This window comes from Bradyrhizobium sp. UFLA05-109 (assembly GCF_054185165.1).
Map to the genome: position 1 here is coordinate 176,248 of NZ_JBBIAR010000001.1, position 22,147 is coordinate 198,394.

At 62.4% G+C, this 22,147-nt stretch carries 20 protein-coding genes and 1 pseudogene; 10 read left to right on the plus strand and 11 right to left on the minus strand.

The window, feature by feature from the left end; genetic code table 11:
- Positions 1-10: 10 nt before the first annotated feature.
- The 3 genes from Q3C01_RS00845 to Q3C01_RS00855 all read right to left on the minus strand — a co-directional run bounded on the left by Q3C01_RS00845 (position 11) and on the right by Q3C01_RS00855 (position 2,989).
- On the minus strand, positions 11-385 hold the full coding sequence (locus Q3C01_RS00845) for a VOC family protein (RefSeq protein WP_458143089.1): 375 nt from the start codon (positions 383-385) through the stop codon (positions 11-13).
- A 433-nt stretch (positions 386-818) separates the two neighbouring features.
- The gene (locus tag Q3C01_RS00850; protein WP_458143091.1) at positions 819-1,460 is read right to left on the minus strand and encodes a DUF6151 family protein; all 642 of its coding nucleotides are present in this window, start codon (positions 1,458-1,460) and stop codon (positions 819-821) included.
- Positions 1,461-1,984: 524 nt separating this feature from the next.
- Positions 1,985-2,989 carry an ABC transporter substrate-binding protein gene (locus Q3C01_RS00855; protein ID WP_458143092.1) on the minus strand — a complete coding sequence of 335 codons (1,005 nt, stop codon included), beginning with the start codon at positions 2,987-2,989 and terminating at the stop codon, positions 1,985-1,987.
- A 460-nt stretch (positions 2,990-3,449) separates the two neighbouring features.
- On the opposite strand from Q3C01_RS00855, the gene Q3C01_RS00860 reads away from it, so the two are divergent.
- The gene (locus tag Q3C01_RS00860; protein WP_458143093.1) at positions 3,450-4,853 is read left to right on the plus strand and encodes an invasion associated locus B family protein; all 1,404 of its coding nucleotides are present in this window, start codon (positions 3,450-3,452) and stop codon (positions 4,851-4,853) included.
- A gap of 332 nt (positions 4,854-5,185) precedes the next feature.
- On the plus strand, positions 5,186-6,364 hold the full coding sequence (locus tag Q3C01_RS00865) for an OpgC domain-containing protein (protein WP_458143095.1): 1,179 nt from the start codon (positions 5,186-5,188) through the stop codon (positions 6,362-6,364).
- Positions 6,365-6,522: 158 nt separating this feature from the next.
- On the opposite strand, the gene Q3C01_RS00870 is transcribed toward Q3C01_RS00865, so the two are convergent.
- The gene (locus tag Q3C01_RS00870; protein WP_458143096.1) at positions 6,523-7,485 is read right to left on the minus strand and encodes an alpha/beta fold hydrolase; all 963 of its coding nucleotides are present in this window, start codon (positions 7,483-7,485) and stop codon (positions 6,523-6,525) included.
- A gap of 344 nt (positions 7,486-7,829) precedes the next feature.
- On the opposite strand from Q3C01_RS00870, the pseudogene Q3C01_RS00875 reads away from it, so the two are divergent.
- Positions 7,830-8,646, plus strand: a pseudogene (locus tag Q3C01_RS00875) (IS5 family transposase).
- Positions 8,647-8,679: 33 nt separating this feature from the next.
- On the opposite strand, the gene Q3C01_RS00880 reads toward Q3C01_RS00875, so the two are convergent.
- Entirely contained in the window at positions 8,680-9,147 is a 468-nt protein-coding gene (locus Q3C01_RS00880; RefSeq protein ID WP_458143097.1) for a winged helix-turn-helix transcriptional regulator, read from the minus strand.
- 106 nt (positions 9,148-9,253) lie between these two features.
- Here Q3C01_RS00880 and Q3C01_RS00885 point away from each other — a divergent pair, with 106 nt between their 5' ends.
- Entirely contained in the window at positions 9,254-10,027 is a 774-nt protein-coding gene (locus Q3C01_RS00885) for an SDR family NAD(P)-dependent oxidoreductase (RefSeq protein WP_458143099.1), read from the plus strand.
- Between the two features lie 163 nt (positions 10,028-10,190).
- The gene (locus Q3C01_RS00890) at positions 10,191-10,373 is read left to right on the plus strand and encodes a hypothetical protein (protein ID WP_458143101.1); all 183 of its coding nucleotides are present in this window, start codon (positions 10,191-10,193) and stop codon (positions 10,371-10,373) included.
- A 72-nt stretch (positions 10,374-10,445) separates the two neighbouring features.
- Here Q3C01_RS00890 and Q3C01_RS00895 read toward each other — a convergent pair whose 3' ends face one another.
- The gene (locus Q3C01_RS00895; RefSeq protein ID WP_458143102.1) at positions 10,446-11,051 is read right to left on the minus strand and encodes an FMN-dependent NADH-azoreductase; all 606 of its coding nucleotides are present in this window, start codon (positions 11,049-11,051) and stop codon (positions 10,446-10,448) included.
- Between the two features lie 95 nt (positions 11,052-11,146).
- Between Q3C01_RS00895 and Q3C01_RS00900 the strand changes: the two genes are divergently transcribed.
- Positions 11,147-11,545, plus strand: a complete 399-nt coding sequence (locus Q3C01_RS00900) for a winged helix-turn-helix transcriptional regulator (protein ID WP_458143104.1) — start codon at positions 11,147-11,149, stop codon at positions 11,543-11,545.
- Between the two features lie 244 nt (positions 11,546-11,789).
- Here Q3C01_RS00900 and dprA read toward each other — a convergent pair whose 3' ends face one another.
- On the minus strand, positions 11,790-12,932 hold the full coding sequence (gene dprA, locus Q3C01_RS00905; RefSeq protein WP_458143105.1) for a DNA-processing protein DprA: 1,143 nt from the start codon (positions 12,930-12,932) through the stop codon (positions 11,790-11,792).
- A 90-nt stretch (positions 12,933-13,022) separates the two neighbouring features.
- On the opposite strand from dprA, the gene Q3C01_RS00910 reads away from it, so the two are divergent.
- A complete protein-coding gene (locus Q3C01_RS00910) occupies positions 13,023-14,264 on the plus strand; it encodes an amidase (protein WP_458143106.1) in 1,242 nt (413 codons plus the stop codon).
- On the opposite strand, the gene Q3C01_RS00915 is transcribed toward Q3C01_RS00910, so the two are convergent.
- From Q3C01_RS00915 to Q3C01_RS00930, 4 genes are all read right to left on the minus strand, one after another.
- The gene (locus tag Q3C01_RS00915) at positions 14,256-15,443 is read right to left on the minus strand and encodes a patatin-like phospholipase family protein (protein WP_458143107.1); all 1,188 of its coding nucleotides are present in this window, start codon (positions 15,441-15,443) and stop codon (positions 14,256-14,258) included. The genes Q3C01_RS00910 and Q3C01_RS00915 overlap by 9 nt on opposite strands.
- Positions 15,444-15,591: 148 nt before the next feature.
- Positions 15,592-16,188: a glycerol-3-phosphate 1-O-acyltransferase PlsY gene (plsY, locus tag Q3C01_RS00920; RefSeq protein ID WP_458143108.1), complete on the minus strand. Its 597-nt coding sequence runs from the start codon at positions 16,186-16,188 to the stop codon at positions 15,592-15,594.
- Positions 16,189-16,286: 98 nt separating this feature from the next.
- Positions 16,287-17,588: a dihydroorotase gene (locus Q3C01_RS00925; RefSeq protein WP_458143208.1), complete on the minus strand. Its 1,302-nt coding sequence runs from the start codon at positions 17,586-17,588 to the stop codon at positions 16,287-16,289.
- Between the two features lie 5 nt (positions 17,589-17,593).
- Entirely contained in the window at positions 17,594-18,547 is a 954-nt protein-coding gene (locus tag Q3C01_RS00930; protein WP_027522965.1) for an aspartate carbamoyltransferase catalytic subunit, read from the minus strand.
- 188 nt (positions 18,548-18,735) lie between these two features.
- On the opposite strand from Q3C01_RS00930, the gene Q3C01_RS00935 reads away from it, so the two are divergent.
- From Q3C01_RS00935 to Q3C01_RS00945, 3 genes are all read left to right on the plus strand, one after another.
- Positions 18,736-19,485, plus strand: a complete 750-nt coding sequence (locus Q3C01_RS00935; protein WP_458143109.1) for a M15 family metallopeptidase — start codon at positions 18,736-18,738, stop codon at positions 19,483-19,485.
- 20 nt (positions 19,486-19,505) lie between these two features.
- Positions 19,506-21,149 (plus strand): acyl-CoA dehydrogenase family protein, encoded by a 1,644-nt coding sequence (locus Q3C01_RS00940; protein ID WP_458143110.1) that lies wholly within the window; start codon positions 19,506-19,508, stop codon positions 21,147-21,149.
- A 146-nt stretch (positions 21,150-21,295) separates the two neighbouring features.
- Positions 21,296-22,066, plus strand: coding sequence for a CPBP family intramembrane glutamic endopeptidase (locus Q3C01_RS00945; protein ID WP_458143111.1), 771 nt, complete (start codon positions 21,296-21,298; stop codon positions 22,064-22,066).
- Positions 22,067-22,147: the final 81 nt, after the last annotated feature.

Consider the following 22,147-nt stretch of genomic DNA (forward strand, 5'->3'; position numbering starts at 1 on the left):
TTGATGAATTTTATTTGGCAAGAGCGCCGCGGAAGACCGCCTCAATGTTGTTGCCATCTGGATCGAGCACAAAGGCAGCATAGTAATTCGGACTCCGCAGACCGGGCGCTCCATTTTCGACGCCACCTGCCTTGAGGGCGGCGGTGTGGAACGCATCGACTTCGGCTCTGCTTTTGGCCGCAAAGGCGGTGTGCTGTTTGACCGAGTGTTGGTGAAATCGGTCAATCCAGTAGACAGGATACTCGAAACCGTAGCCGACGCCATCAGTCCCCCTATCATCGGGTATCTGCATCACTCGGCGCATACCTAGCGCTCCCAATGCCGCATCGTAGAAGGTGGCCGAACGCGCGACGTCCGCCACTCCAATGCCGGTGTGGTCAATCATTGCGGCCCTCTCCTCAATTCTGGAAAAGTCGTGATTCATCATTCTCCAAGCCGGAGAGGTTGTTAGCGATGTTTGACTTGAACTTCGCACCTTATCTGGAGCGAAGCGAGGTCTCTTTTGGGTCAGAGCCGGGCATGCCCTAACGAGCGAAGCGTTTCCGCTCTGCCGAAAAAAAGCTGACATCCGCTAGCCTGCGCTCCGGTTCCGCCGTGGCCGCGGTTGCAGCTGCTGCAGGGTGGGCACACTTCGCTTTGCCCACCCTGCGAAGGACTTCGGCTTTGGGGCAAAATGCGAAGAACGCAGTGCGAACCAAATCTAGTCCGCTCTGCCCCCTATTCGGACCTCGACGAGGCGCGGAGCCACTTCTCTAAGGGCCACAGGCAGACATCGTGTCCCGCCCAGCGGCATCAAGATCGTCGCGCGAATGTAGCAATCAATGTCCCGGGGGACGGTGCATTGGGTCGTTGGCGAAAATGGCCCGTTCACTTGGCGCAAATATACGCGGCACGGAGAGTGGAGCGTTCGTATGCTCGTCAAAGAACGGGTTCGGCCGACCGAGCCCGCGCAACCACCAGGCGAGAAGAGTCGGTAGGCGAAGGGCGATGAGGCTTAGCGAACGTGGCGGAGGCGCGTTTGGCGGGAGCGGCCCGACGGCAGAGTGCTCGAAAACTCGGCACAGTGGCGCGCCAAGCATCTCGTTTCGGGCGGGAGCATCAGCATCATGGTTCATGAAAGAATGAATGAGGCCGACAACCGGAAATCGCGGGCCAGCAGTGTTGGCGACCGGTGTTTGGCAACAATCAGTGTACCAGCGGAAGACGCGGCTGGAGAAGTGGAGGCAGCGCAAGCTGTCCGTGCCTGCGGTAAGCTTAACCCGGCCCGCTGGCATGTGAAAGATATCAGTTCCGCCCGCTTCATCGAGCACGTCCGGCCGCTCGAGGAAGCGCGCAAATGCTTGGCAGTCGTGGCAGTAGCAGACGAAACGGAAGCCGGACTTTGGCGCAACGCTGTTTGCGGTCCCGCGCACGTGGCCGCACCGGCAGCGAAGCGGGAGATTCCTGGGGGCCTGTGTCATTGGCGCAACTCGTTGATCCAACACACTGAGCTTGTCCGAATACCTTGGAGCACGCTCCAACTCAATTGCATCGGTGGGTTACGAGGTTGATGGCTTGTCAAGGAGGCTCGGGAAAAAGGGGGCCACTTCGCGATTGTCCCTCATGGGTCAGCGCGGGCATGCTCTGACGAGCGGAGCATTTCTGCTCCGCCGGGAAAAGCTGACATCCGCCAACCTGCGCTGCGGCTCCGCCGCGGCATCAGCTGCTGTAGGGTGGGCGAAGCTTCCGCCTTCGATCGAAGAGCGAAGGCGGAAGTGCGCCCACCACTTCCGCCCCTCTTGCGTAGACAGAATTGGTGGGCACGCTTCGCTTTGCCCGCCCTACGGGTGCTGACCACGCGGCGTGCTTGGGAGGACTTCGGCTTTGGGGCGAAAAAATGCGAAGAACGCAGTGTGACCAATCTAGTCGTTATGCCCCCGTGTCCGAACCCCGACGAGGCGCGGAGCCACTTCTCTGATTGGCCCATAACCAGACCGTTGCTTGTTCACTCAATGACCTTGTCGGCGCTCGCGGCGAGTGCAGGAGGTACCGAAAGGCCCAGTTGCTTGGCCGTCTTCAGGTTGATGGACAGATCGAATTTGGTCGCCTGGTAGAACGGAATGTCGCCAGGCTTTGCTCCGCGAAGAATTGCGCCGATGTCGTTGGCCGCGCGCGTATACAATTCGATCAGGTCGAAGGAATAGGCCATCAAGCCCCCGGCCTCGACGGATTCAGCTACTCCGAAAATCGCCGGAAGATTCGCGTCAGCAAGCAACTTGGCGATCAAAGTGCTGTTTTGAAAGGTCTCAGGCGAATCGACCACCATGACCGCATTTGCGCCGTCTCGGGAGAGCCTCTCGACCGCCGCCCGCCAGTCTTTTTCTTTGGCACCAACCTCCAGTAAGGACACTGCGATAGGGAGACCCGCCGCCTCGGCTGCCGCGGGGATTGGGGAATCCGTCGAGAGCCCGTTGTATTGAATGCGAAGAGCGAGAAGGCCGAGTTTCGATATCGCCGGAAACATCTCGCGCAACAGTGCGATCCGTTTTCCATGAATCGATGGACCGGCGTCAATGCTGACTCCCGTGATATTGCCGCCAGGGTGAGCCAGACTTTCGGCAACCCCCTGACTAACGGGGTCGGCAGTTATCGTTACGATCGGAATCCGCGATGTCAATTTTTTGAAGATGAGTGCGCCAGGGCCACCGACAAGTACAACATCCGGGTTGCTCCGAACGATTTGCGTCGCCAGGGCTTCGGGGCCGGACGTGTTTTGCTCTCGACCATAACTTTCGACCGTGAGGGTTTGTCCCTCGATCTGTCCCAACCGTCGAAGCTCGGCGAAAACGGCTTGAGAATATTTGTTTTCGCTATGCTCGTGCCAGTCCGCGCTCGGCTCGGACGGGGCGAAGATGGCCAGACGTTTCTTGTTGGTGCTCTGCTGCGCCGCCGCAGCGAGCGGCCATGCCACCGCACCACATACGCCACCGAGAAAAGCCCGCCGCCTCATGGCCGCTCCGAAGTTTTAGGAAGGCATATTACCGGCTCGAGCAGGCACTTTGGAGACCAAAGGTGATTTGGCGATGTCCGCTCCGGGCCGGAGCCGGGTATCCTCCGACAACCGGAGCGTTTCCGCTCCGCCGGGAAAAGCTGACATCCCTAACCTGCGCTTCGGCCCCGCCGCGGCCGCGCCTTGAGCGTGGTGTCGACGGCACTCAGCACCCGTCCATTCTCCGCGCGCCGCTCGAGCTTCTTTACCGGCGAAGCTTGTTCGTTTGACCATCGTGGCGTCTCCATCGTGCGCCGATCACGCGCGCCCTGCCGGGCTTGATCTATGTCAAAGGGCTCACGGCGCAGCTACTTAGCCTCGAATTGACCAATTGAGCAATGGAACGAACATTCCGATAAATTTCCTGCACACGATCCTTCTGCTCCTTGCGGCAATTGATCCTTGTGAACGGAGTAAGAAGATGCTGAAGCGCCTTCTGATTGCTCTGACTTTGCTGGCATCTCTACCGGCTTCTTATTCCCCGGCCGCCGCAGAAGACGTTGCAGCAGCGCCAACAATCCAAGAGGAAATCTGGGCACTCCCCTTCCCACTTCCTATGCTTGCCTTCGTGGTAAGGCCGATCGGCGATGGCCCATTTCCTCTTGTAATCATGAATCACGGAATTGCGCTCGGCCTTCAGGAACGGACGATGTTCCCAACCATCGAGTACCGAGCGGCAGCGCGGTGGTTCGCGAGTCGCGGTTATTTTGTCATATCACCGGTGAGATACGGAGCCAGCAGCCTGGATGACAAAGATCAGGGGCTCTATGGAGCGGTCTTTGCGCACATCGGCACCTGCAACAACCCGAACTTCAAAGGCCCGGGACTTGCCATCGCCACCATGAATGAGTGGGTCATCGATTACATGAGCAAGAAGAAGGCGATTCAGCCCGGCAAGGTCGTCGTGGTTGGTCAGTCCGGCGGAGGATGGGGATCGATTGCTCTTGCGAGTTTGAACCCATCGTCAGTTCAAGCCGTCATTACCTTTGCGGCGGGACGTGGAGGCAGAGTAGATGGCAAACCGAACAACAACTGCGCTCCCGACGAACTCGTCGCAACTACAAGCGAGTTCGGCCGGTCGGCGCGAGTACCGATGCTATGGATATACACCGAGAACGACACCTATTTCGGGCCAGAGCTGACGAAAAGGATGCATGACGCTTTCGTAGCGGCGGGAGGAAACGCCGAATATCACGTGCTGCCGGCATTCGGAGGCGACGGCCATTTCATGATCGATTCCCCCGACGCAGTACCCATCTGGTCTCCGCTCGTAAGCCAATTTCTTGAGAAGCATTCAGCAACGAGCAGCGCGCAGCAACAAATGGGCAGTACCCGTTCCGGTGCGGAGCTACAAGCAAAAGCTCCCAGAGTGAGTCTACCTCAAACGATTCAGTACTCCGCTTGGAGAAAGCTCTGTTTCAATTCCAGTGATGGGACTGCGATCTGCCGTACGACATCGACCGGCACCGACGATCTTGGTCAGGTCGTAACCAGAGTCGATCTGATCCGGCGCGCGGACGGCGCTGCTCGCATGCAACTTTTCGTTCCACAAGGGGCGAACCTGCAAAAGGGCGTCAAAGTCAGCGTGGATCAAGGCCTCCCGACTCAGATTCCCTTCAATTGGTGTCTGACCAACATCTGTATTGCAGCCGCCCCGGTTAACTCTGATCTCATCGCGAAACTAGACTCTGGAAAGCAATTGAAGCTCGAACTTGCGGACCTGAACTCTTCATCCATCGCGCTGACGCTATCGCTCGATCAATTTGGCACCGTTCGGAAAGGAGCACCCGCAGAGACATTTGACTTCGGCATGGATCAGGAATGAGCCGTTTTCGGGTGTCTTAAAATAAAGCGTCAAAGCCCGCCAACCGTAGTCGACTTTGGCTCGCGTCAGCTCGCGACATAGGCGGGCAACAGCGGAGCCGCGACGCTGACATTCCAAGCCACGCCCCGAGATACGGACCATTTTGGTTCTTGATGTGCTTCCATCCCTCATGGGGGCATCAAAGGCACGGTTGGATTGGACTCCAGTCAGATGCGAACGTTGTTAGTAACACGCTCTGACGGTTGACTTGAATCAAACGTCCAAAAGAAACGGGAGGTACGATTTGCAGTCGAACGCGCTGCGTTGCTTTCGATTGAGGCTCACGAGCCAAGATGAAGATTAGAACCGTCTTTCCTTCCCGGGGCCGCGACCTGCGTCTTGATTTGCTGCGAGGCGTGGCAAATTGGGCGATTTTTCTCAATCACATGCCGAATAACGTGGTCAACTGGATCACCACGCGCAACTACGGCTTCAGCGATGGGGCCGATCTATTCGTGTTCATATCAGGATACACGGCAGCGCTCGTCTTTGGCCGCATGATGCGGGACCACGGGTTTGTCGTCGGTGCGACGCGGCTATGGAGGCGCGTTTGGCAACTCTACGTCGCGCATGTCATGGTGCTTGTGATCTACATCGCGACGGTCGGATATGTCGCCTATCGCTTTCAATTTGACACCCTTGTCCATCAATTCAACGTCGCAAGACTGGGCGACAGGCCTTTCACGACGCTGATAGAAGGCCTCCTGTTGCGGTTCAAGCCGGTCAACCTCGACGTCCTACCTCTCTACATCGTATTGATGGCGCTGTTTCCGTTGGTGCTATGGATCATGCTGCGACGCCCTAGTCTCGCGCTACTGGCGTCGTTCTTGCTCTATCTCGCGGCCCGTCATTTCGGCTGGAATCTTGCCGCCTATCCTGAAGGCTCTTGGTTCTTTAATCCCTTCTGTTGGCAATTCCTGTTCTGTCTGGGCGCGTGGACTGCGCTCGGTGGAGGCTTAGAAATCCGACCTTTCCTCATTTCACGGTGGGTCGTAAGCTTGGGCATCGGCTATCTGGTTTTTGCTCTCATCCTGACGCTGGCGGCTTCCTTCGGAAGCGTCAGGCAGATCGTTCCAGACTGGCTGATTGATGCCGTCAACCCGAACGACAAGACAAATCTTGCGCCTTACCGGGTCCTGCATTTCATCGTGATCGCATTACTCGTGATCCGCTTCATGCCAATGGATTGGAAGGGGCTGAAGAGCCCCATTTGCGATCCGTTGATCAAATGCGGTCAACAATCCCTGCGGGTGTTTTGCGTCGGCATATTTCTCTCGTTCCTCGGCTATTTCCTGCTGACGATCAGTTCAGGAGCGCTGCTCACTCAGATCCTGATTAGCGCCGCGGGGATCGGAATTCTATGCGCCTTGGCCTACTACGGCGACTGGTCGAAAAAGATCGACAAGATTGTCAAGCGGCCACGCAATGAAGCACCCTTTGCGCCCAAGTCGGGTGAGAAAATGGTAGCTTGATTCTAGGCCGTGAACCCATAAATCTGCCGAGCGGACGGCTTGCCAGTGTCCGCTATTCACCAATAGCGACCAAATTCTGCAGCGCAGCTAAATGACGCGATGGGCCAAAACGCGACGCTGCGTTGCTTGCCGCGTCTACGCAAATCCCCGTTCGCGATCTATAACGGTTTAAGGAATTCCAGGAGCGCATTGCTTACGTCTTTGGCGCGCTCTTGCTGAGTCCAATGACCGCAACCTTTCAAGACTATTGTCTCGCGAAGCAAGGGCACGAACTGTTTCAGGCTAGGGACGAGATGGCTCCAACTCGGCGATCTGTAAACCCCGTCTCGATCGCCAACGACATAGAGTGCCGGGACCTGAACCTGTGCGCCGGACCATGGTGCGAGCAACTCCCAATTGCGATCAACGTTGCGATACCAATTCAAACCTCCTCCAAAGCCGGTGCGCTTGAACTCCTCAACGTAAAATTCGATGTCACTTTTTGTGAGCCACGTCGGCAATGATTGGGTTGTAGGCTTCCCATCAAGCCACCCCCCCTCACAAGGAAGCATCGTGAGCGACGCAGGATCTTCAACCGGCGCATCGCCAGATAGGGCGAACAATGTCGTCTTGATTGCGTTGTGGACGTCTTTTTCGAGTTCTGCCTCGGCAACGCCCGGCGTCTGGAAATACAGTTGATAGAAGCACTGCTTTTCGGCCCTCGGCATGACAGTGCTTGGTCGGTCGGGACCACGTACCGGAAACGGCACGCTCAAGCCAACGACGGCCCTAAATCGATCCGGTCTAAACAGAGCGCAGCGCCAAGCGACCGGCGCTCCCCAATCATGTCCGACAACGACTGCTTGATCCGTGCCGATCGCGTCGAGCAATCCGACCATGTCTCCGGTCAAATGCAATAGAGTGTATTGATCGATCGCATCCGGTTTGTCCGTCTGCCCGTAACCACGCATGTCGGGCGCGATGGCGCGATATCCGGCGGCAGCGAGCGCTTCCAATTGGTGCCGCCACGAATACCAGCACTCCGGAAAGCCATGGCAGAGAAGCACGGTGGGGCCGCTCCCTGCTTCGGCCAGGTGCATTCGAATGCCATTTGTCTCGATAAATCGATGCGAGATCCTCATTGCCAACCTCCGCAAGATCATTGATCTGATAGCTAGTCAGTCACATTGTGAGCTCCAGCCACAACCGAAGTGGCTCCGCCGACACGCAGTCGAACGGCGGACCGCCAAAACGACATGCTCTACGAATTTATTTTCGAGCCCGCACCGCGCCTCCGGCAGCATCGGCGCAAGGTCGGCTTCGGGTCATTCGCGACTGGGGCGAGCCAGCAGAGAGTCCAGTCACGTCCGCTGTGCCGCCGAAAGCGGAAGTAAATTCAGAACATTAGCGGCACTCCCACCGGGCGTTGCCGGTTGATGGCTCTGCCCGAGACGTGATTCAAGCTCCGAAACCGGAGCCTCGAATCATGCGCTACGAACTCAGCGATTACGAATGGAGCGCCATCAAACCGATGCTGCCGAACAAGCCGCGCGGCGTTCGGCGCGTAAATGACCGTCGCGTGCTCAATGGCATCTTTTGGGTCCTGCGTTCAGGTGCGCCATGGCGCGACCTGCCGGAGAACTACGGTCCCCGCACCACTTGTTACAATCACTTCGTTCGGTGGCGGCGGGCTGGCGTCTGGGACCGGATCATGGATGCACTGGCCGCCGGTCGTGACGCGACGGTGCAAATGATCGATACCTCGGTCGTCCGCGTGCACCAGCACGGAGCCTGCATCACCGACAATAATCATCAAGATATGGGTCGCTCGCGAGGGGGCCTGACCAGCAAGATTCACGCGGTGGTGGACACCAATGGCCTGCCGGTCCATCTCGCGCTCACGCCGGGTGAGGCGCACGACAATCGGCTGTGTTCGGTTCTCCTCAGCGCCTTGCTTCCACAAACGATGCTGCTCGCGGATCGTGGATACGACCGGATTGGATCAGGGAGCTTGCCCGCCAGCAAGGCGCGTGAGCCAACATTCCGCCGAAACGCAATCGCAAAGACCCGATCTGCTTCAGCCCGTTTCTTTATCGCGCGCGCGCAACTTGATCGAACGGTTCTTCAACAAGATCAAGCAATGTCGGCGTGTCGCGACCCGATATGACAAACTCGCGGCCAACTATCTGGCCTTCATCGAGCTCGCATCAATCCGCATTTGGCTACGTGCTAATGAGTCCGCGCCCAACTATTGGATTGCTCAGTGGGCCGATCTTCTCTGGTCAGAGCCGGGCATGCTCTGACAAGCAGAGTGTTTCCAGAAAAGCTGACATCCGCTAACCTGCGCTCCGGCTCCGCCGCGGCCGCGCCTTGAGCGTGGTGTCGACGGCACTCAGCACCCGCCCATCCTCCGCGCGCAGCTCGAGCTTCTTCACCGGCCGTCCCTTGTCGCGATCGACCAGGATGGTCGCGATCTCCTCCGGGTGGTCGTCGAATTCCTCGCTCCATTGCCGGAGCGCGACCAGGACCGGGAAAACACCGCGGCCCTTCGGCGTGAGCACATATTCGGAATAGGCGCTGCCGTCGGAGGCGGGCGCGATCTTCAGGATGCCGTGGTCGACGAGGGCGCGCAGCCGCACGGCGAGGATGTTCTTGGCCATGCCGAGCTTGGCCTGGAACTCACCGAAACGGCGTACGCCAAAGAGCGCCTCGCGAATGATGAGAAGCGACCACCAATCGCCGATTGCTTCCAGCGATCGCGCGATCGGGCAGGAGTCCCCCTCGAAGCTCGTTCGTTTCACCATCGTCTCGTTCCCGCTATCGCGCGGATCACGCGCTTGTGTGGTTGCATTATAAAACCAAATAGCCTAAATGGCAATCCAGTTTCATTATGCAACCAAGGAGACGAGCGTGAGACTGAAAGGCAAGACGGCATTCATCACCGGCGGCAACAGCGGCATCGGTCTGGCAACGGCAAAGCTGTTCGTGGCCGAGGGCGCCAAGGTCACCATCACAGGACGCAACAAGGAGACGCTCGAGGTTGCCGCGAAGGAGCTCGGGGTCAACGGTCTTGCGGTCGAAGCCGACATCAACGACGTCGCCGCGACCGAGAAGGCGATCGCGCGCGCGGTCGAAAAATTCGGCCAGCTCGACGTCGTTTTTGCCAATGCCGGCATCCCCGGCGACACGCCGCTCGGCGGCACCACGCTGTCCGCCTTCGAGCAGGTGATCCGCACCAACATCACCTCGGTGTTCTTCACCGTGCAGGCGGCGCTGCCGCATCTCAATGACGGCGCCTCCATCATTCTCAACGGCTCGGTGATCTCGGTGCTCGGCAATCCCGGCTATTCCGCCTACGCAGCGAGCAAGGCCGGCGTGCGTGCGATGGCGCGCGTGATGGCGTCCGAACTGTCGCCGCGCGGCATCCGTGTCAACGTCGTCGCACCTGGCGGAACCCGCACACCGATCTGGAACGGCCGGGCGCCAAATGAGCAGGCGTTTGCCGTGCTGGAAAACCGCATCGCCAAGACGACGCCGCTCGGCCGAATTGGCGAAGCAGATCACATTGCGAAGACCGTGCTGTTCCTCGCCTCCGATGATTCCGCGCACGTCCAGAGTGCTGAGATCTTCGTCGATGGCGGCGCGACCGGCTCGCCTGCGGGCGCGCCGATCTTTCGCGGTTGATCGAATGAAGTGAAAATTGAACCGGCCTCGCGCGGTTGCGCCGGCCGGTTCCCTCATCTCTGGGACGTATTTCCAAAACAGTGCGTGATGCGTTGAACCTTGGCGTGCGCTGCGCAGACATTTCTACGGGCAGGGTCATAAGACCCCTTTAAGGGAGCCCGTTATGCCGAAAGCAGCGCGTATTTTTTCTTCGATTTCAGCACCGCGTATTTACACCGAACGTTCCGCCATTCCCGCGAAGAAATCCGACACGCATCAGCTCGTTGCGGTCGCATTGTTCTCGTGCATCGGACTGTTCATCTCGCTCGTCGCCGTTATCCTCGGCATTCAGGGGATGTGGTTTTAGCATGGCAAGAGAGGTGCTGATGCAACTGCCGCCGCCTGCATGTGGCGGCGACAGATGGCGTTAGCGTGAAGCCTATGCCGCGCGCAGGCTGGTCGCGGCCTGAAGCGCGCCTGCGATGGCCTTCTCGCGGTGGTCCGGCCCGACCTGAATGCCATCAGCGATGATGAACTCCGGGCTGATCCCGATAAAGCCGAACACGCTGCGCAGGTAGGTTTCGAGGTGCTCCAAAGCAGCGAGCGGCGTGCCAGCGCCGTAGTAGCCGCCGCGGGAGATCGCCACGATCACGCGCTTGCCGCCGGCGAGCCCTTCAGGTCCGGTGGCGCCGTATTGAAAGGTCTTTCCTGCCACGATGATGCGGTCGATCCAGGCCTTGAGCTGGCTCGGGATGGTGAAATTGTACATCGGCGCACCGATCACGACGATTTCGGCGGCGAGAAATTCATCCAGCACGGTTTTGCTGGCGGCGAGGTCGGGCCCGAGTTCGGCTGGCGCCGGGCCGCCTTGCGCAGCGGCGAGATGCGATCCGGAGAGGTGCGCGAGCGGCACCTGGGTCAGGTCGCGATAGACGACGTCGAGGGACGGCGTGGCCTGGCGCAGCCGGTCGACGACGGCCGCCGAAACCTGCCGGCTGACGGAGTGGGGGCCGAGTACGCTGGAGTCGATGTGGAGGAGTTTCATTTGGGTCACCCATGGTATAGATTTGTAACCCGCACTACATGAGTGACTACCGAAATCCCCGCAAGAACGCACTTTCTTGAGCCGAGGGCACATTTTTGAAACCGACACACAGCCATTTGCCTGCCTTGCCGGTGCCACATCCGGACCATTCCGACTGCCGTGGCGTTGCCTCGATCCTCGCCCGGGTTGGCGACAAATGGAGCGTGTTCGTGATCATGATGCTCGGCGACGGGCCGAAGCGCTTCAATGAGCTCAAGCGCATGATCAACGGGATCTCGCAACGGATGCTGACCCTGACGCTGCGCGGGCTGGAGCGCGACGGGCTCGTCACGCGCACGATCTTCCCGACCATTCCGCCGCGCGTGGATTACGAGCTGACCGATCTTGGCCGTGGGCTGGCGCGCCCGGTCGAGGCGCTCGGGATGTGGGCGAAGGCGCACCAGACCGAGATCGAGGCGGCGCGGGCGCGGTTCGACAAGCGCAATGAGGGCTGATGCGAGCTGTTGGGCTGAATCACGTTTGGTTGGAGCGATTTAGCCCGGGGTCACCTCCGGGGCGGCGCGAAGTCCTGCGACGCCCGCCCGCGGCGGGCTTTCTACTTTGCATGGGGTTGTTTTCGACCTTTTCGATCGTGCCTTAGAGCATGATCCGGAAAAGTGTGGAGCGGTTTTCCGAAAAGATCATGCTCAAACAACTAACCTAAAGCGCAATGACGATTCATCCCAATCTCATCGCGCTTTAGAGCAGCGAGACCAGACCTCCGCCGTGACGCTCCAGGCGTCCCGCGAGTTCGAGTTCGAGCAGTATGGTGCGGACGATAGCAGGCGAGGCGCCGGACATCCGCACGAGATCGTCGATCGAGATCGGTACGGGGCCGAGCAGGCCGGTGATCTCTTCGCGATCGTGTCCTTGCGGATCTGTTTCAAACGGCTCGCTGTCGGGCTCGCCGGCAGGATGCATGACTGGCCGTTCCATGATCGGCTGTACCGCATTGACGATGTCAGCGGCTTCGGTGACGAGCGTGGCGCCCTGCTTGATCAGATCATTGGCGCCGGCGGCGCGCGGATCGAGCGGCGAGCCCGGCACGGCAAAGACCTCGCGGCCCTGTTCCGCGGCCATGCGCGCAGTGATCAGCGAGCCCGAACGCTGCGCGGCCTCGACCACGACCACGCCGAGCGAGGCGCCCGAGATCAGGCGGTTGCGGCGGGGAAAGTCGCGGGCGCGCGGCTCGTGGCCGAGCGGCATCTCGGAGATGGCGGCGCCGCTCTGCTCGAGGATCGCGGCAAGCAGATCCCCATGCTCGGGCGGGTAGATGCAGTCATGTCCGCCGGCGAGCACGGCGACCGTTCCGCTCGCGACGCTAGCGCGATGTGCGGCCTGGTCGACGCCGCGCGCTAACCCTGAGATGATCACGAAGCCGGCCTCGCCAAGCTCGCGCGCGAGCTGCCCTGCAAATTTGAGCCCGGCGCCGGAGGCGTTACGTGAGCCGACGATCCCGATCATCGGCCGCATCAAGCCGGCCGCATCACCGCGCACCGCGAGCAGCGGTGGCGCATCGTCGATCGTCGCAAGGCGCGGGGGATAGCCGTCCTCGCCGGGCGCAAGCCAGCTGATGCCGAACTTTCGGCTTGCCGCGAGTTCGGCTCTCGCTTCGTCAGCGGAACAGATGCGTCCCGATCGCGCCGCGCCGCCGCGCCGCGCGAGATCCGGCAGCCGCTCCAACGCGGCGCGCGCGCTGCCAAAATGATCGACCAGCGAGCGGAACGTGCGCGGGCCGACATTGTCCGAGCGGATCAGCCGCAAGCGGTCGATCCTGTCGGCCTCGGTGAGGGGTGTTGTGGTGGTGATGGCGTCCACGGCGTCTCCTTGCGGATGCAGCATGGAACAACCTGGGCGCGTGGGCAACAGGGCGCTGCGCTTGCGCGACCTCCGCGCGATGCTAAAAGCGCACCCAACAAGAAGGATTTGGCCATGATCTCACTCGCCGACCTCCAGCGCCGCATCGAGAGGGGCGAGCTTTCGCCGGATGCGGCGATCGCGCAGTCGCTGGAGGCGATCGAGACGCGGGAGAAGGAGGTCCGGGCCTTCGTCTGCCACGCCAAGCCGGCGAACACGGCAGCAAAAGGTCCCCTGCGGGGCGTCGCGGTTGGCATCAAGGACATCATCGACACCGCGGATTTCCCGACCGAGATGGGATCGGCGATCTATCGCGGGTGGCGGCCGCGCGCGGACGCGCCTGTGGTGATGATGCTCAAACGCGCGGGCGCGACCATCATCGGCAAGACTACAACGACGGCCTTTGCCTCGCGCGATCCGACCGTCACGCTCAATCCGCACAATCCCGGCCACACACCGGGCGGATCTTCCGCGGGCTCGGCGGCGGCGGTGGCTGCCGGCATGATCCCGCTGGCGCTGGGCACGCAGACCGGCGGCTCGGTGATCCGGCCCGCGGCCTATTGCGGGGTTGCCGCGATAAAGCCGTCGTTCCGCCTGCTGCCGACGGTGGGCGTGAAGTGCTTTTCCTGGGCGCTCGACACCGTCGGCCTGTTCGGTGCCGGCGTCGAGGACGTCGCGCGCGGATTGTTCGGGATGACCGGCCGGACGGAGTTTTCCGACATCGCTGCTGCGACCTCGCCGCGCATCGGCGTAGTCAGGCAGGCCTTCGCCGGTCCGGTCGAGCCCGCAGCCGAGCAGGGGCTCAACGCGGCGATCAAGGCCGCCGCGCGCGCCGGCGCGAGCGTCGAGGATATCGACCTGCCGGAGATGGTGCAGGAGGCCTGGCGCATTCACCCCGTGATCCAGAATTTCGAGGCGCATCGTGCGCTCGCCTGGGAGTTTTCCGAGCGTCACGACGAGATCGCGCCGATGCTGCGCGCGACCCTGGATGCGACCGTCGGGGTCACGCCGCGCGACTATGACGCGGCGCGCCGGATCGGCCGTCGCGGCCGTCGTGAGCTCGGCGAAGTTTTTGAGGGCGTCGACGTGCTGCTGACCTATTCCGCGCCAGGGACCGCACCAAAGGGGCTCTCGTCGACCGGCGATCCCCGCTACAACCGGTTGTGGACGCTGATGGGCAATCCTTGCGTCAACGTGCCGGCGCTCAAGGTCGAGGGCCTGCCGGTCGGCGTGCAGGTCATCGCGCGCTTTGGCAATGATGCGGGCGCGCTGGCCGCAGCGCGCTTCCTCGAGAACGCACTCGCGGCGTCAAGCTAACACGGGCTCGGCGGCCGTGCGCTGAACGGACCGCTCGCTAGACGTCTCCTGCCGCAGCCAGCGATCGGCAGCAGTGCGGCCGCTCCGATGCAACAGGCGGATGAAGCCGCGGCCAAGATCGGTCGATGACCGCTGCGCCAGCCCCTCGATCTCGTCTTCCGCCGCGATCCTGAACAGCCGTAGCGCGGGTGCCGAGCCGGCCCGTGCCCATTCCACCGCGGCGACCTCGGCGTAGAGCGCGGCGTTGGCAGCGATCTGGTCGAGGCGGCGGTCGATCGCGGCGAGCGTGATCGGCACGTAGCTGTCGCGCGATGGCGTCACCTGGACGACCAGCACGTCGGACGCGCGCGATTCCTGCACCAGCCGCACCAGCGGCGGATTGCCGCCATAGCCGCCGTCCCAATAGGCCTCGCCATCGATCTCGATGGCGCAATGCACCAGCGGCGGGCAGGTCGAAGCCAGCGCGACGTCGGTGGTGATGGCATCGTTCGAAAATACCTGCTGGTGCCCGTCGCTGATACGCGTCGCCGCGATGAGAAGTTTCGGGCAGGCCTTGCCACGCAGCGCCCCAAAATTGACGTCGCGCGACAGCGCGCGCCGCAGCGGATCGAGATCGAACGGATCGAACTGGCCGGAGCGCAGCGTCGGCCCGAATGCCACGGAGCTTCCCGCCGGCGAAAAGCCGCCGACCAGCATCAGCGAGCGGAACGAGGCCTCGTGCATCAGCCGCACCCAGAACCGGTCGAGGCGGGCCCGCGCGCCCTCGCGGCCGCCCTCGGCGAGGCCGCAGCCGACCAGCAGCGCGTTGATGGCCCCCGCACTGGCGCCGCTAATGGTGTCGAATTCGATTCCCGGCTCTTCCAGCAGGCGTTCCAGCACGCCCCAGGTGAAAGCAGCAAAGGTGCCGCCGCCCTGGAGCGCCAGCGACAATTTTCGCGGCGGCCATTGCTCGGAGGGTGTCGCGCTCGGCGCGACGGGGGTCACAGCTTCGATTGGGGGAACTGTCGGCGCAACACGAGCAGGCGGCGACGGCGCCGATGCGGGCGCGATCTCAGCGACAGGAGGCGGAGAGGGCTCGCTAGACCAGATGTCCGCGGCGGAGAGCAGCATGCTTGCGGGCGTGCGCGCAGCACCCTGCAAGCGACCCTCGTCATGCGCGCCGACAATCTTCTCGCTCATTCTGAGCTACCGCGTAACGCCATTTCTGCCGCCAGAATGACAGGCTTGGAACCCGTTGACCACTCCGGCCGGGAACAGGCCGAAAGTTGCGAACAGGAATTGGCATATATTGCGGAAGAGGTGCGGCGATATCCGTATTTTTTCCGGATTAGGATCTTTGACCGATCCGGCTCTCGGTGCCCGATTGCAGCCGCTTGATGTTCTCGCGGTGCATGTAGAACAGGAGCAGCGTCAGCACCGCGGACAGCGAGGCGAGTGCGAGGTGGCCGAACCACCACAGGAAGATTGGCGTCACGAAGGCTGCGACCAGCGCCGAGAGCGAGGAATAGCGGCTGGTGAAGGCGGTCGCGAGCCAGAGCAGGCAGAAGAACAGCGCGCCCGGCCAGAACAGGCCAAGCAGGATGCCGATATAGACCGCAACGCCCTTGCCGCCTTTGAACTTGAGCCAGACCGGGAACAGGTGGCCGAGGAAGGCACCGAGCCCGGCGATCATCGCCGCATCGGGCCCGGCGAGATAGCCCGCGATCACCACCGCCGCGGTGCCCTTGAGCGCGTCGAGCAGCAGCGTTGCCGCGGCAAGCCCCTTGCGGCCGGTGCGTAGCACGTTGGTGGCGCCGATATTGCCGGACCCGATCGAGCGGAGATCCTGCGTGCCGGCAAGCCTGGTCAGCAGCAGCCCGAACGGGATCGAGCCGAGGAGATAGCCGATGACGAAGGCGACCGGCAGGAAGGCTTCAAGTCCCATCGTCGCATCTCCATGTCCGGCGTATTTCCCACGCATCGCCTTGTCCTGACGCGTTTTCTTGACGCGAACCGGTATGCACTTCGCTTGAAAACGCTACGCTAGACATGCTCGAACACCGTCCGCCCGCCGACGATGGTGCGCACGACCCGTCCCGAGAAGCGGGCTTCGTCGAAGGGCGTATTCTTGCAGGGCGATTTGAGATCGGCGGGATCGAGCACCCAGGGTGTGTCGGCGTCGATCACGATGACGTCGGCCGGCGCGCCGGCGCGCAAGGTGCCGCCGGGCAGGCCGAGCAGCTCGGCCGGCCGCGTCGACATTGCCCGGATCAGCGTCTTCAGTTCCATCTCACCATTATGCACCAGCCGCAGGCCCGCCGACAGCATGGTCTCGAGGCCTACCGCGCCGGGAGCGGCTTCCGCGAACGGCAAGCGCTTGCCCTCCACGTCCTGCGGATTGTGGTCGGACATGATGACGTCGATGAGGCCGGAGCCGACGGCCGCAACCAGCGCCCGGCGGTCGTCCTCGGTGCGCAGCGGCGGCGACAGCTTCAGGAAGGTCCGGTAAGGCCCGATATCGTTCTCGTTCAGCGCGAGGTGGTTGATCGAGACGGAGGCGCTGACGGCAAGGCCGGCGTCGCGGGCGCGCTTGAGAATATCCAGTGAGTCGATGCAGGAGAGCGAGGCCGCGTGATAGCGGCCGCCGGTCAGCGCTACGAGGCGCATGTCGCGCTCCAGCACCACGGCTTCCGCAGCGTTCGGGATGCCCATCAGGCCGAGGCGGGTTGCGAACTCGCCCTCATTCATGACGCCTTCGCCGACGAGGTTGGGATCCTCGGTGTAATGCACGATCAGCGCGTCGAAATCGCGGGCATAGGTGAGGGCGCGGCGCATCACCTGCGCATTGGTGACACTCCTGTCACCGTCGCTGAAGGCGACAGCGCCGGCGGCTTTCAGGAGACCGAACTCGGTCATCTCCTCGCCGCGCATCCCCTTGGTCAGCGCAGCCATCGGCTGGATGTTGACGATCGCGGTGTCACGGGCCCGGCGCATCACGAAGTCGACGGTCGCCGAATTGTCGATAACGGGTAAGGTATCCGGCTGGCAGATCACGGTGGTGATGCCGCCGGTCGCGGCCGCCTGGCTCGCGCTCGCAAAGGTCTCGCGATGGCCATAGCCTGGCTCTCCAGCGAAGGCGCGCATGTCGATCAGACCGGGAGCCACGATCTTGCCGGAGCAGTTGACGATGTCGGTGCCCTCGGGGACGCCGGCCGCGCCGATGCCGCGGCGGGTCTCGCGGATGGTGCCGTCGGCGATCAGGACGTCGCCGACGCCGTCAAAATCCCTGGAGGGATCGACGACGCGGGCGTTGGCGAGCAGGATCGGGCGGCGGTCGGTCAGCATGGGCATCACGCGTTCGGCAGGTTACGGGCGAGCGCTTCCAGCACCGCCATGCGCACGGCGACGCCCATCTCCACCTGTTCGCGGATCAGGGACTGCGCGCCGTCGGCGACCGCGGTGTCGATCTCGACGCCGCGGTTCATAGGACCGGGATGCATCACCAGCGCATCGGGTTTGGCGTAGGCGAGCTTTTTCTGGTCTAGTCCGAAATAGTTGAAGTACTCGCTGGTGGACGGCACGAAGGAGCCGTTCATGCGTTCGCGCTGGAGCCGCAGCATCATGACGATGTCGGCGCCTTCCAGGCCCTCGCGCATGTCGCGCGCAACTTCGACGCCCATCCGCTCAATGCCGGGCGGCAGCAGCGTGGAGGGCCCGACGACGCGGACGCGGGCGCCCATCGTGTTGAGCAGGATGATGTTGGAGCGGGCGACTCGCGAATGCAGCACGTCGCCGCAGATCGCGATCACGAGGCCCTCGATCCGGCCCTTGTTGCGGCGGATGGTCAGCGCGTCCAGCAGTGCCTGCGTCGGGTGCTCATGCGCGCCGTCGCCGGCATTGATCACGGAACCGTCAACCTTGCGGGCCAGAAGTTCCACCGCGCCGGAGGCGTGATGCCGCACCACCAGGATGTCCGGATGCATGGCATTCAGCGTCACCGCAGTGTCGATCAGCGTCTCGCCCTTCTTCATGGAGGACGAGGAGACCGACATGTTCATGACGTCGGCACCCATGCGTTTGCCGGCGATCTCGAACGAGGATTGGGTGCGGGTGGAAGCCTCGAAGAACAAGTTCACTTGCGTCCGTCCACGCAGGACGGCGCGTTTCTTGTCCACCTGGCGGTTCACCTCGACATATTCTTCGGACAGGTCAAGGAGGCCGGTGATGTCGGCAGCGGAAAGGCCCTCGATGCCCAGCAGATGCCGGTGACCAAGGACGAAGGTCGATTTCGATGCAGGGGTCATTAAAAGCAGAGCTATAGGCGGGGATGGGTAAGGGGGCAAGGGCCAAAGGTAGGGAAGTGAGTTATCCCCTGATCTGTCTGATACACCGTCATTCCGGGATAGCGCGTAAGCGCCAGACCCGGAATCTCGGGATTCCGGGTTCGATGCTTCGCATCGCCCCGGAATGACGCGAGAAAGGCTCGATGCACATGAAGGCGATTTTCACTCTATTTGTTGCGATCATCTCAATCGCTTGCGTCTCAGCCCAATCGCTCCCCGGCGGCTTCGTGTATTTGCGCGACATCGATCCCACCATCATCCAGGACATCCGCTACGCGACTTCGAACAATTTCACCGGCCATCCGCTGAGAGGCTACAGTGCCGGCGAATGCGTGGTGAAGCGAGAGGTGGGGTTGCGGCTGAAGGCCATCCAGCAGGAGCTTGCCGGCCAAAACCTCTCGCTGAAGATGTTCGATTGCTACCGGCCGGTGCGCGCATCGCTCGATATGGTGGCGTGGGCGCAGAACGGTCGCGAGCCGGCGGCCGAGCGGCGCTACAACCCGAAGATTCCCAAGACGGACCTGTTCCGGCTCGGCTACATCGCGAGCCGCTCGCAGCATTCCACCGGCGCGGCGCTCGATCTGACGCTCGTCGATCTCAAGGCTGACAACTCCGCTAAATACGATCCCGCGAAGGCCTATGACGACTGCACGGCGCCGGTCGAGGCTCGGCCGCCGGAAGGCAGCGTCGACATGGGCACGGGCTATGATTGCACGGATGCGAAGGGCCATACCGCCGCGCCGATGATCACGGCCGATCAGCGCGCTTGGCGCAAGCGGCTGGTCGCTGCGATGGCCCGGCAAGGCTTTGTGAACTATTCGAAGGAGTGGTGGCATTTTTCCCTGCCGGGGGCGGGCGGGGCGGCCTATGATTTCCCCATCCAGCCGCGGCGGAACTGATTCCGGTCCAAGGACACGTCATGACCCAGCCGAGCTTCGCAACCCACGAGGTCTTCAACCAGTCGCCGCCCCTGGAGGACGTCGACTTGTTTGCTGCGGACCGGCCGCTGGTCGAGGCGGTGAAGGCCAATGGTGGGACCGCTGCCGAACAGGAGCTATCCGCGTTCGGCAGGCATTGGGGCTCGGCAGCGATGGCCGAGCGTGGGCGCATCGCCAACGAAAACACCCCCAAACTCCGCACCTTTGATTCCAAGGGCAACCGCCGCGACCAGGTTGAGTTTCATCCCGCCTATCACGAGCTGATGGCGCACAGCGCGCATGCCGGCGTGCACAATTCCACCTGGGCTGCGGACGGAAAACCTGCGGGCGATGCGGCCGAGGTCATCCGCGCGGCAAAGTTCTACGTCGCTTCGCAGGTCGAGACCGGACATCTCTGCCCGATCACCATGACACGCGCTTCCGTCGCGGCGCTGGCGATGCAACCCGACCTGCTTGCGCGCGTGATGCCGGTGCTCTCGACGAAAAGCTACGATCCCACCTTCGCGCCGTGGTGGGAGAAGCGCGGCATGACGCTCGGCATGGGCATGACCGAGAAGCAGGGCGGTACCGACGTGCGCGCCAACATGACGCGCGCGGTGCGCGATGGGAACGCTTACCGTATCACCGGCCACAAATGGTTCATGTCGGCGCCGATGTGCGACGCCTTCCTCGTGCTGGCGCAGGCCGAGGGCGGGCTGACCTGCTTCTTCATGCCGCGCTTCGCACCGGACGGATCGGTGAACGCGATCCAGTTCCAGCGGCTGAAAGACAAGCTCGGCAACCGCTCCAATGCCTCCTCGGAGGTCGAGTTCGTCGGCGCCCATGCCGAAGCCGTCGGCGAGGAGGGCAAGGGCATCCGCACCATCATCCAGATGGTGCAGCTGACGCGGCAGGATTGCGCGATCGCCTCGGTTGGTCTGATGCGTTCGGGGCTTGTGCATGCGCTGCACCACGCGCGTCACCGCAGCGTATTCCAGAAACATCTCGCCGATCAGCCGCTGATGCAGGCGGTGCTGTCGGACATGGCGCTGCATGTCGAGGCGAGCGTTGCGCTGGTGATGCGACTCTGCCGCGCCTTCGACCGTACGCCGCACGATGCGACCGAAGCCGCCTATATGCGGCTGCTGACACCCGCGATCAAATACTGGGTCTGCAAGTGTGCGCCGGCGTTTCTCTATGAGGCCATGGAATGCCTCGGCGGCAATGGCTATGTCGAAGACGGCATTTTGGCGCGCCACTATCGGGAGTCGCCGGTGAATGCGATCTGGGAAGGTTCGGGCAACGTGATGTGCCTCGATGTTCTCCGCGCCCTCGCCCGCGAGCCGGAGGCCGCGATGGCCGTGCTGCTAGACCTGGAGGCCGAGACCGAGGGGCTGCCTGGCTCAGGCGAAACGGTAAGCTTCCTCCGCAAGGCCTTCCGTCGCGCCGATAGCGAGCGCGTGGCGCGGCTTGCGGTTGAGAAGCTGGCACTGCTGTCGGCCGCCGCGGCGCTCAACATCGTCTCCCCCCGCAACGCCGAATTGTTCGCCGCGACACGCCTCGGCACCACCCACGCCAGCATGTATGGCGCGGTGGAGCTGGACGTGGACGATGTTCGCGGTCTTCTGGGGCGGGCGCTTCCTTGATCGGGGGACGCTCTCACCACCCGTCATGGCCGGGCTTGACCCGGCCATCCACGTGTCACAGCGCGGCGCGAAGGGCGTGGATGCCGGGGACAAGCCCGGGCATGACGATCTCTCGATAGTTTGCCGCGCCCAACGAAAGCCCCTTGATGGACACTCTCAATCCCGACCACCCGCCGCTCATCGTGACGCCTGCAGACGGCGCGCCGCGCGTTTGGAAATTCTGGGGCACGGCGCTGTGGGGCCTGTTCGTCTTCGCCGCGATGTTCGTCGGCCAGATCGGTACCATCGTCTATCTCGTCGCGCATCGCGGCGGCCCGATCGACATGGCGTCGCTTGAGTCCGTCGGCCGCGATCCACAGGCGCTGGCGCTGTCGGTGATCGCGGGCTTGCCGACGACGCTGGCCGCAGTATGGCTGGCCATTCGCCTGAAGGGAGCTTCCTTTGCCGACTACCTCGCGCTGCGCTGGCCATCCTGGTTGCAGATTCTGCTCGGTGCCGTCGGTCTCATCCTGATCGTGGTGATCTGGGAGACGTTGTCGCGTGCGCTGGGCCGCGAGTCGACGCCGGGATTCATGACCGATCTCTTGAAGTCGGGACGCGACAAGGGCGCGGCGACGATGCTCGTGCTCGCCTTCAGTATCGCAGCGCCGATGTCCGAGGAGGTGATCGCGCGGGGCTTCCTCTACCGCGGCTGGTCGGAAAGCTTTTTGCGCGTGCCCGGCGCGATCATCCTGTCGTCGCTGGTCTGGACCGCCGTGCATCTCCAGTACGACATGTACTTCCTTGCCGAGGTGTTCTCAATCGGACTGTGGTTCGGCTACATGCGCTACCGCGGCAACTCGCTGTGGCTCACGGTCGTGCTCCATGCGCTGAACAATCTGACGGCGGTGGTGCTGACGATGTGGCTGGGGAGCTAGCGAAGGGCTTGCCACTCGGGGTTCCGCGGCCCCCGCGGGCGCACTGCCGATGCGATTGCCATTTCTTATTAACGATCGGCA

Bases quoted from the DNA above. Each gene is read 5' to 3' on its own strand.
- Q3C01_RS00880 (WP_458143097.1), bottom strand. From the start codon at position 9,147: ATGGTGAAACGAACGAGCTTCGAGGGGGACTCCTGCCCGATCGCGCGA.
- Q3C01_RS00855 (WP_458143092.1), bottom strand. From the start codon at position 2,989: ATGAGGCGGCGGGCTTTTCTCGGTGGCGTATGTGGTGCGGTGGCATGG.
- Q3C01_RS00845 (WP_458143089.1), bottom strand. From the start codon at position 385: ATGATTGACCACACCGGCATTGGAGTGGCGGACGTCGCGCGTTCGGCC.
- Q3C01_RS00945 (WP_458143111.1), top strand. From the start codon at position 21,296: ATGGACACTCTCAATCCCGACCACCCGCCGCTCATCGTGACGCCTGCA.
- Q3C01_RS00935 (WP_458143109.1), top strand. From the start codon at position 18,736: ATGAAGGCGATTTTCACTCTATTTGTTGCGATCATCTCAATCGCTTGC.
- Q3C01_RS00850 (WP_458143091.1), bottom strand. From the start codon at position 1,460: ATGACACAGGCCCCCAGGAATCTCCCGCTTCGCTGCCGGTGCGGCCAC.
- Q3C01_RS00910 (WP_458143106.1), top strand. From the start codon at position 13,023: ATGATCTCACTCGCCGACCTCCAGCGCCGCATCGAGAGGGGCGAGCTT.
- Q3C01_RS00860 (WP_458143093.1), top strand. From the start codon at position 3,450: ATGCTGAAGCGCCTTCTGATTGCTCTGACTTTGCTGGCATCTCTACCG.
- Q3C01_RS00930 (WP_027522965.1), bottom strand. From the start codon at position 18,547: ATGACCCCTGCATCGAAATCGACCTTCGTCCTTGGTCACCGGCATCTG.
- Q3C01_RS00870 (WP_458143096.1), bottom strand. From the start codon at position 7,485: ATGAGGATCTCGCATCGATTTATCGAGACAAATGGCATTCGAATGCAC.
- Q3C01_RS00890 (WP_458143101.1), top strand. From the start codon at position 10,191: ATGCCGAAAGCAGCGCGTATTTTTTCTTCGATTTCAGCACCGCGTATT.
- plsY (WP_458143108.1), bottom strand. From the start codon at position 16,188: ATGGGACTTGAAGCCTTCCTGCCGGTCGCCTTCGTCATCGGCTATCTC.
- Q3C01_RS00925 (WP_458143208.1), bottom strand. From the start codon at position 17,588: ATGCTGACCGACCGCCGCCCGATCCTGCTCGCCAACGCCCGCGTCGTC.
- Q3C01_RS00895 (WP_458143102.1), bottom strand. From the start codon at position 11,051: ATGAAACTCCTCCACATCGACTCCAGCGTACTCGGCCCCCACTCCGTC.
- Q3C01_RS00940 (WP_458143110.1), top strand. From the start codon at position 19,506: ATGACCCAGCCGAGCTTCGCAACCCACGAGGTCTTCAACCAGTCGCCG.
- dprA (WP_458143105.1), bottom strand. From the start codon at position 12,932: ATGCTGCATCCGCAAGGAGACGCCGTGGACGCCATCACCACCACAACA.
- Q3C01_RS00865 (WP_458143095.1), top strand. From the start codon at position 5,186: ATGAAGATTAGAACCGTCTTTCCTTCCCGGGGCCGCGACCTGCGTCTT.
- Q3C01_RS00915 (WP_458143107.1), bottom strand. From the start codon at position 15,443: ATGAGCGAGAAGATTGTCGGCGCGCATGACGAGGGTCGCTTGCAGGGT.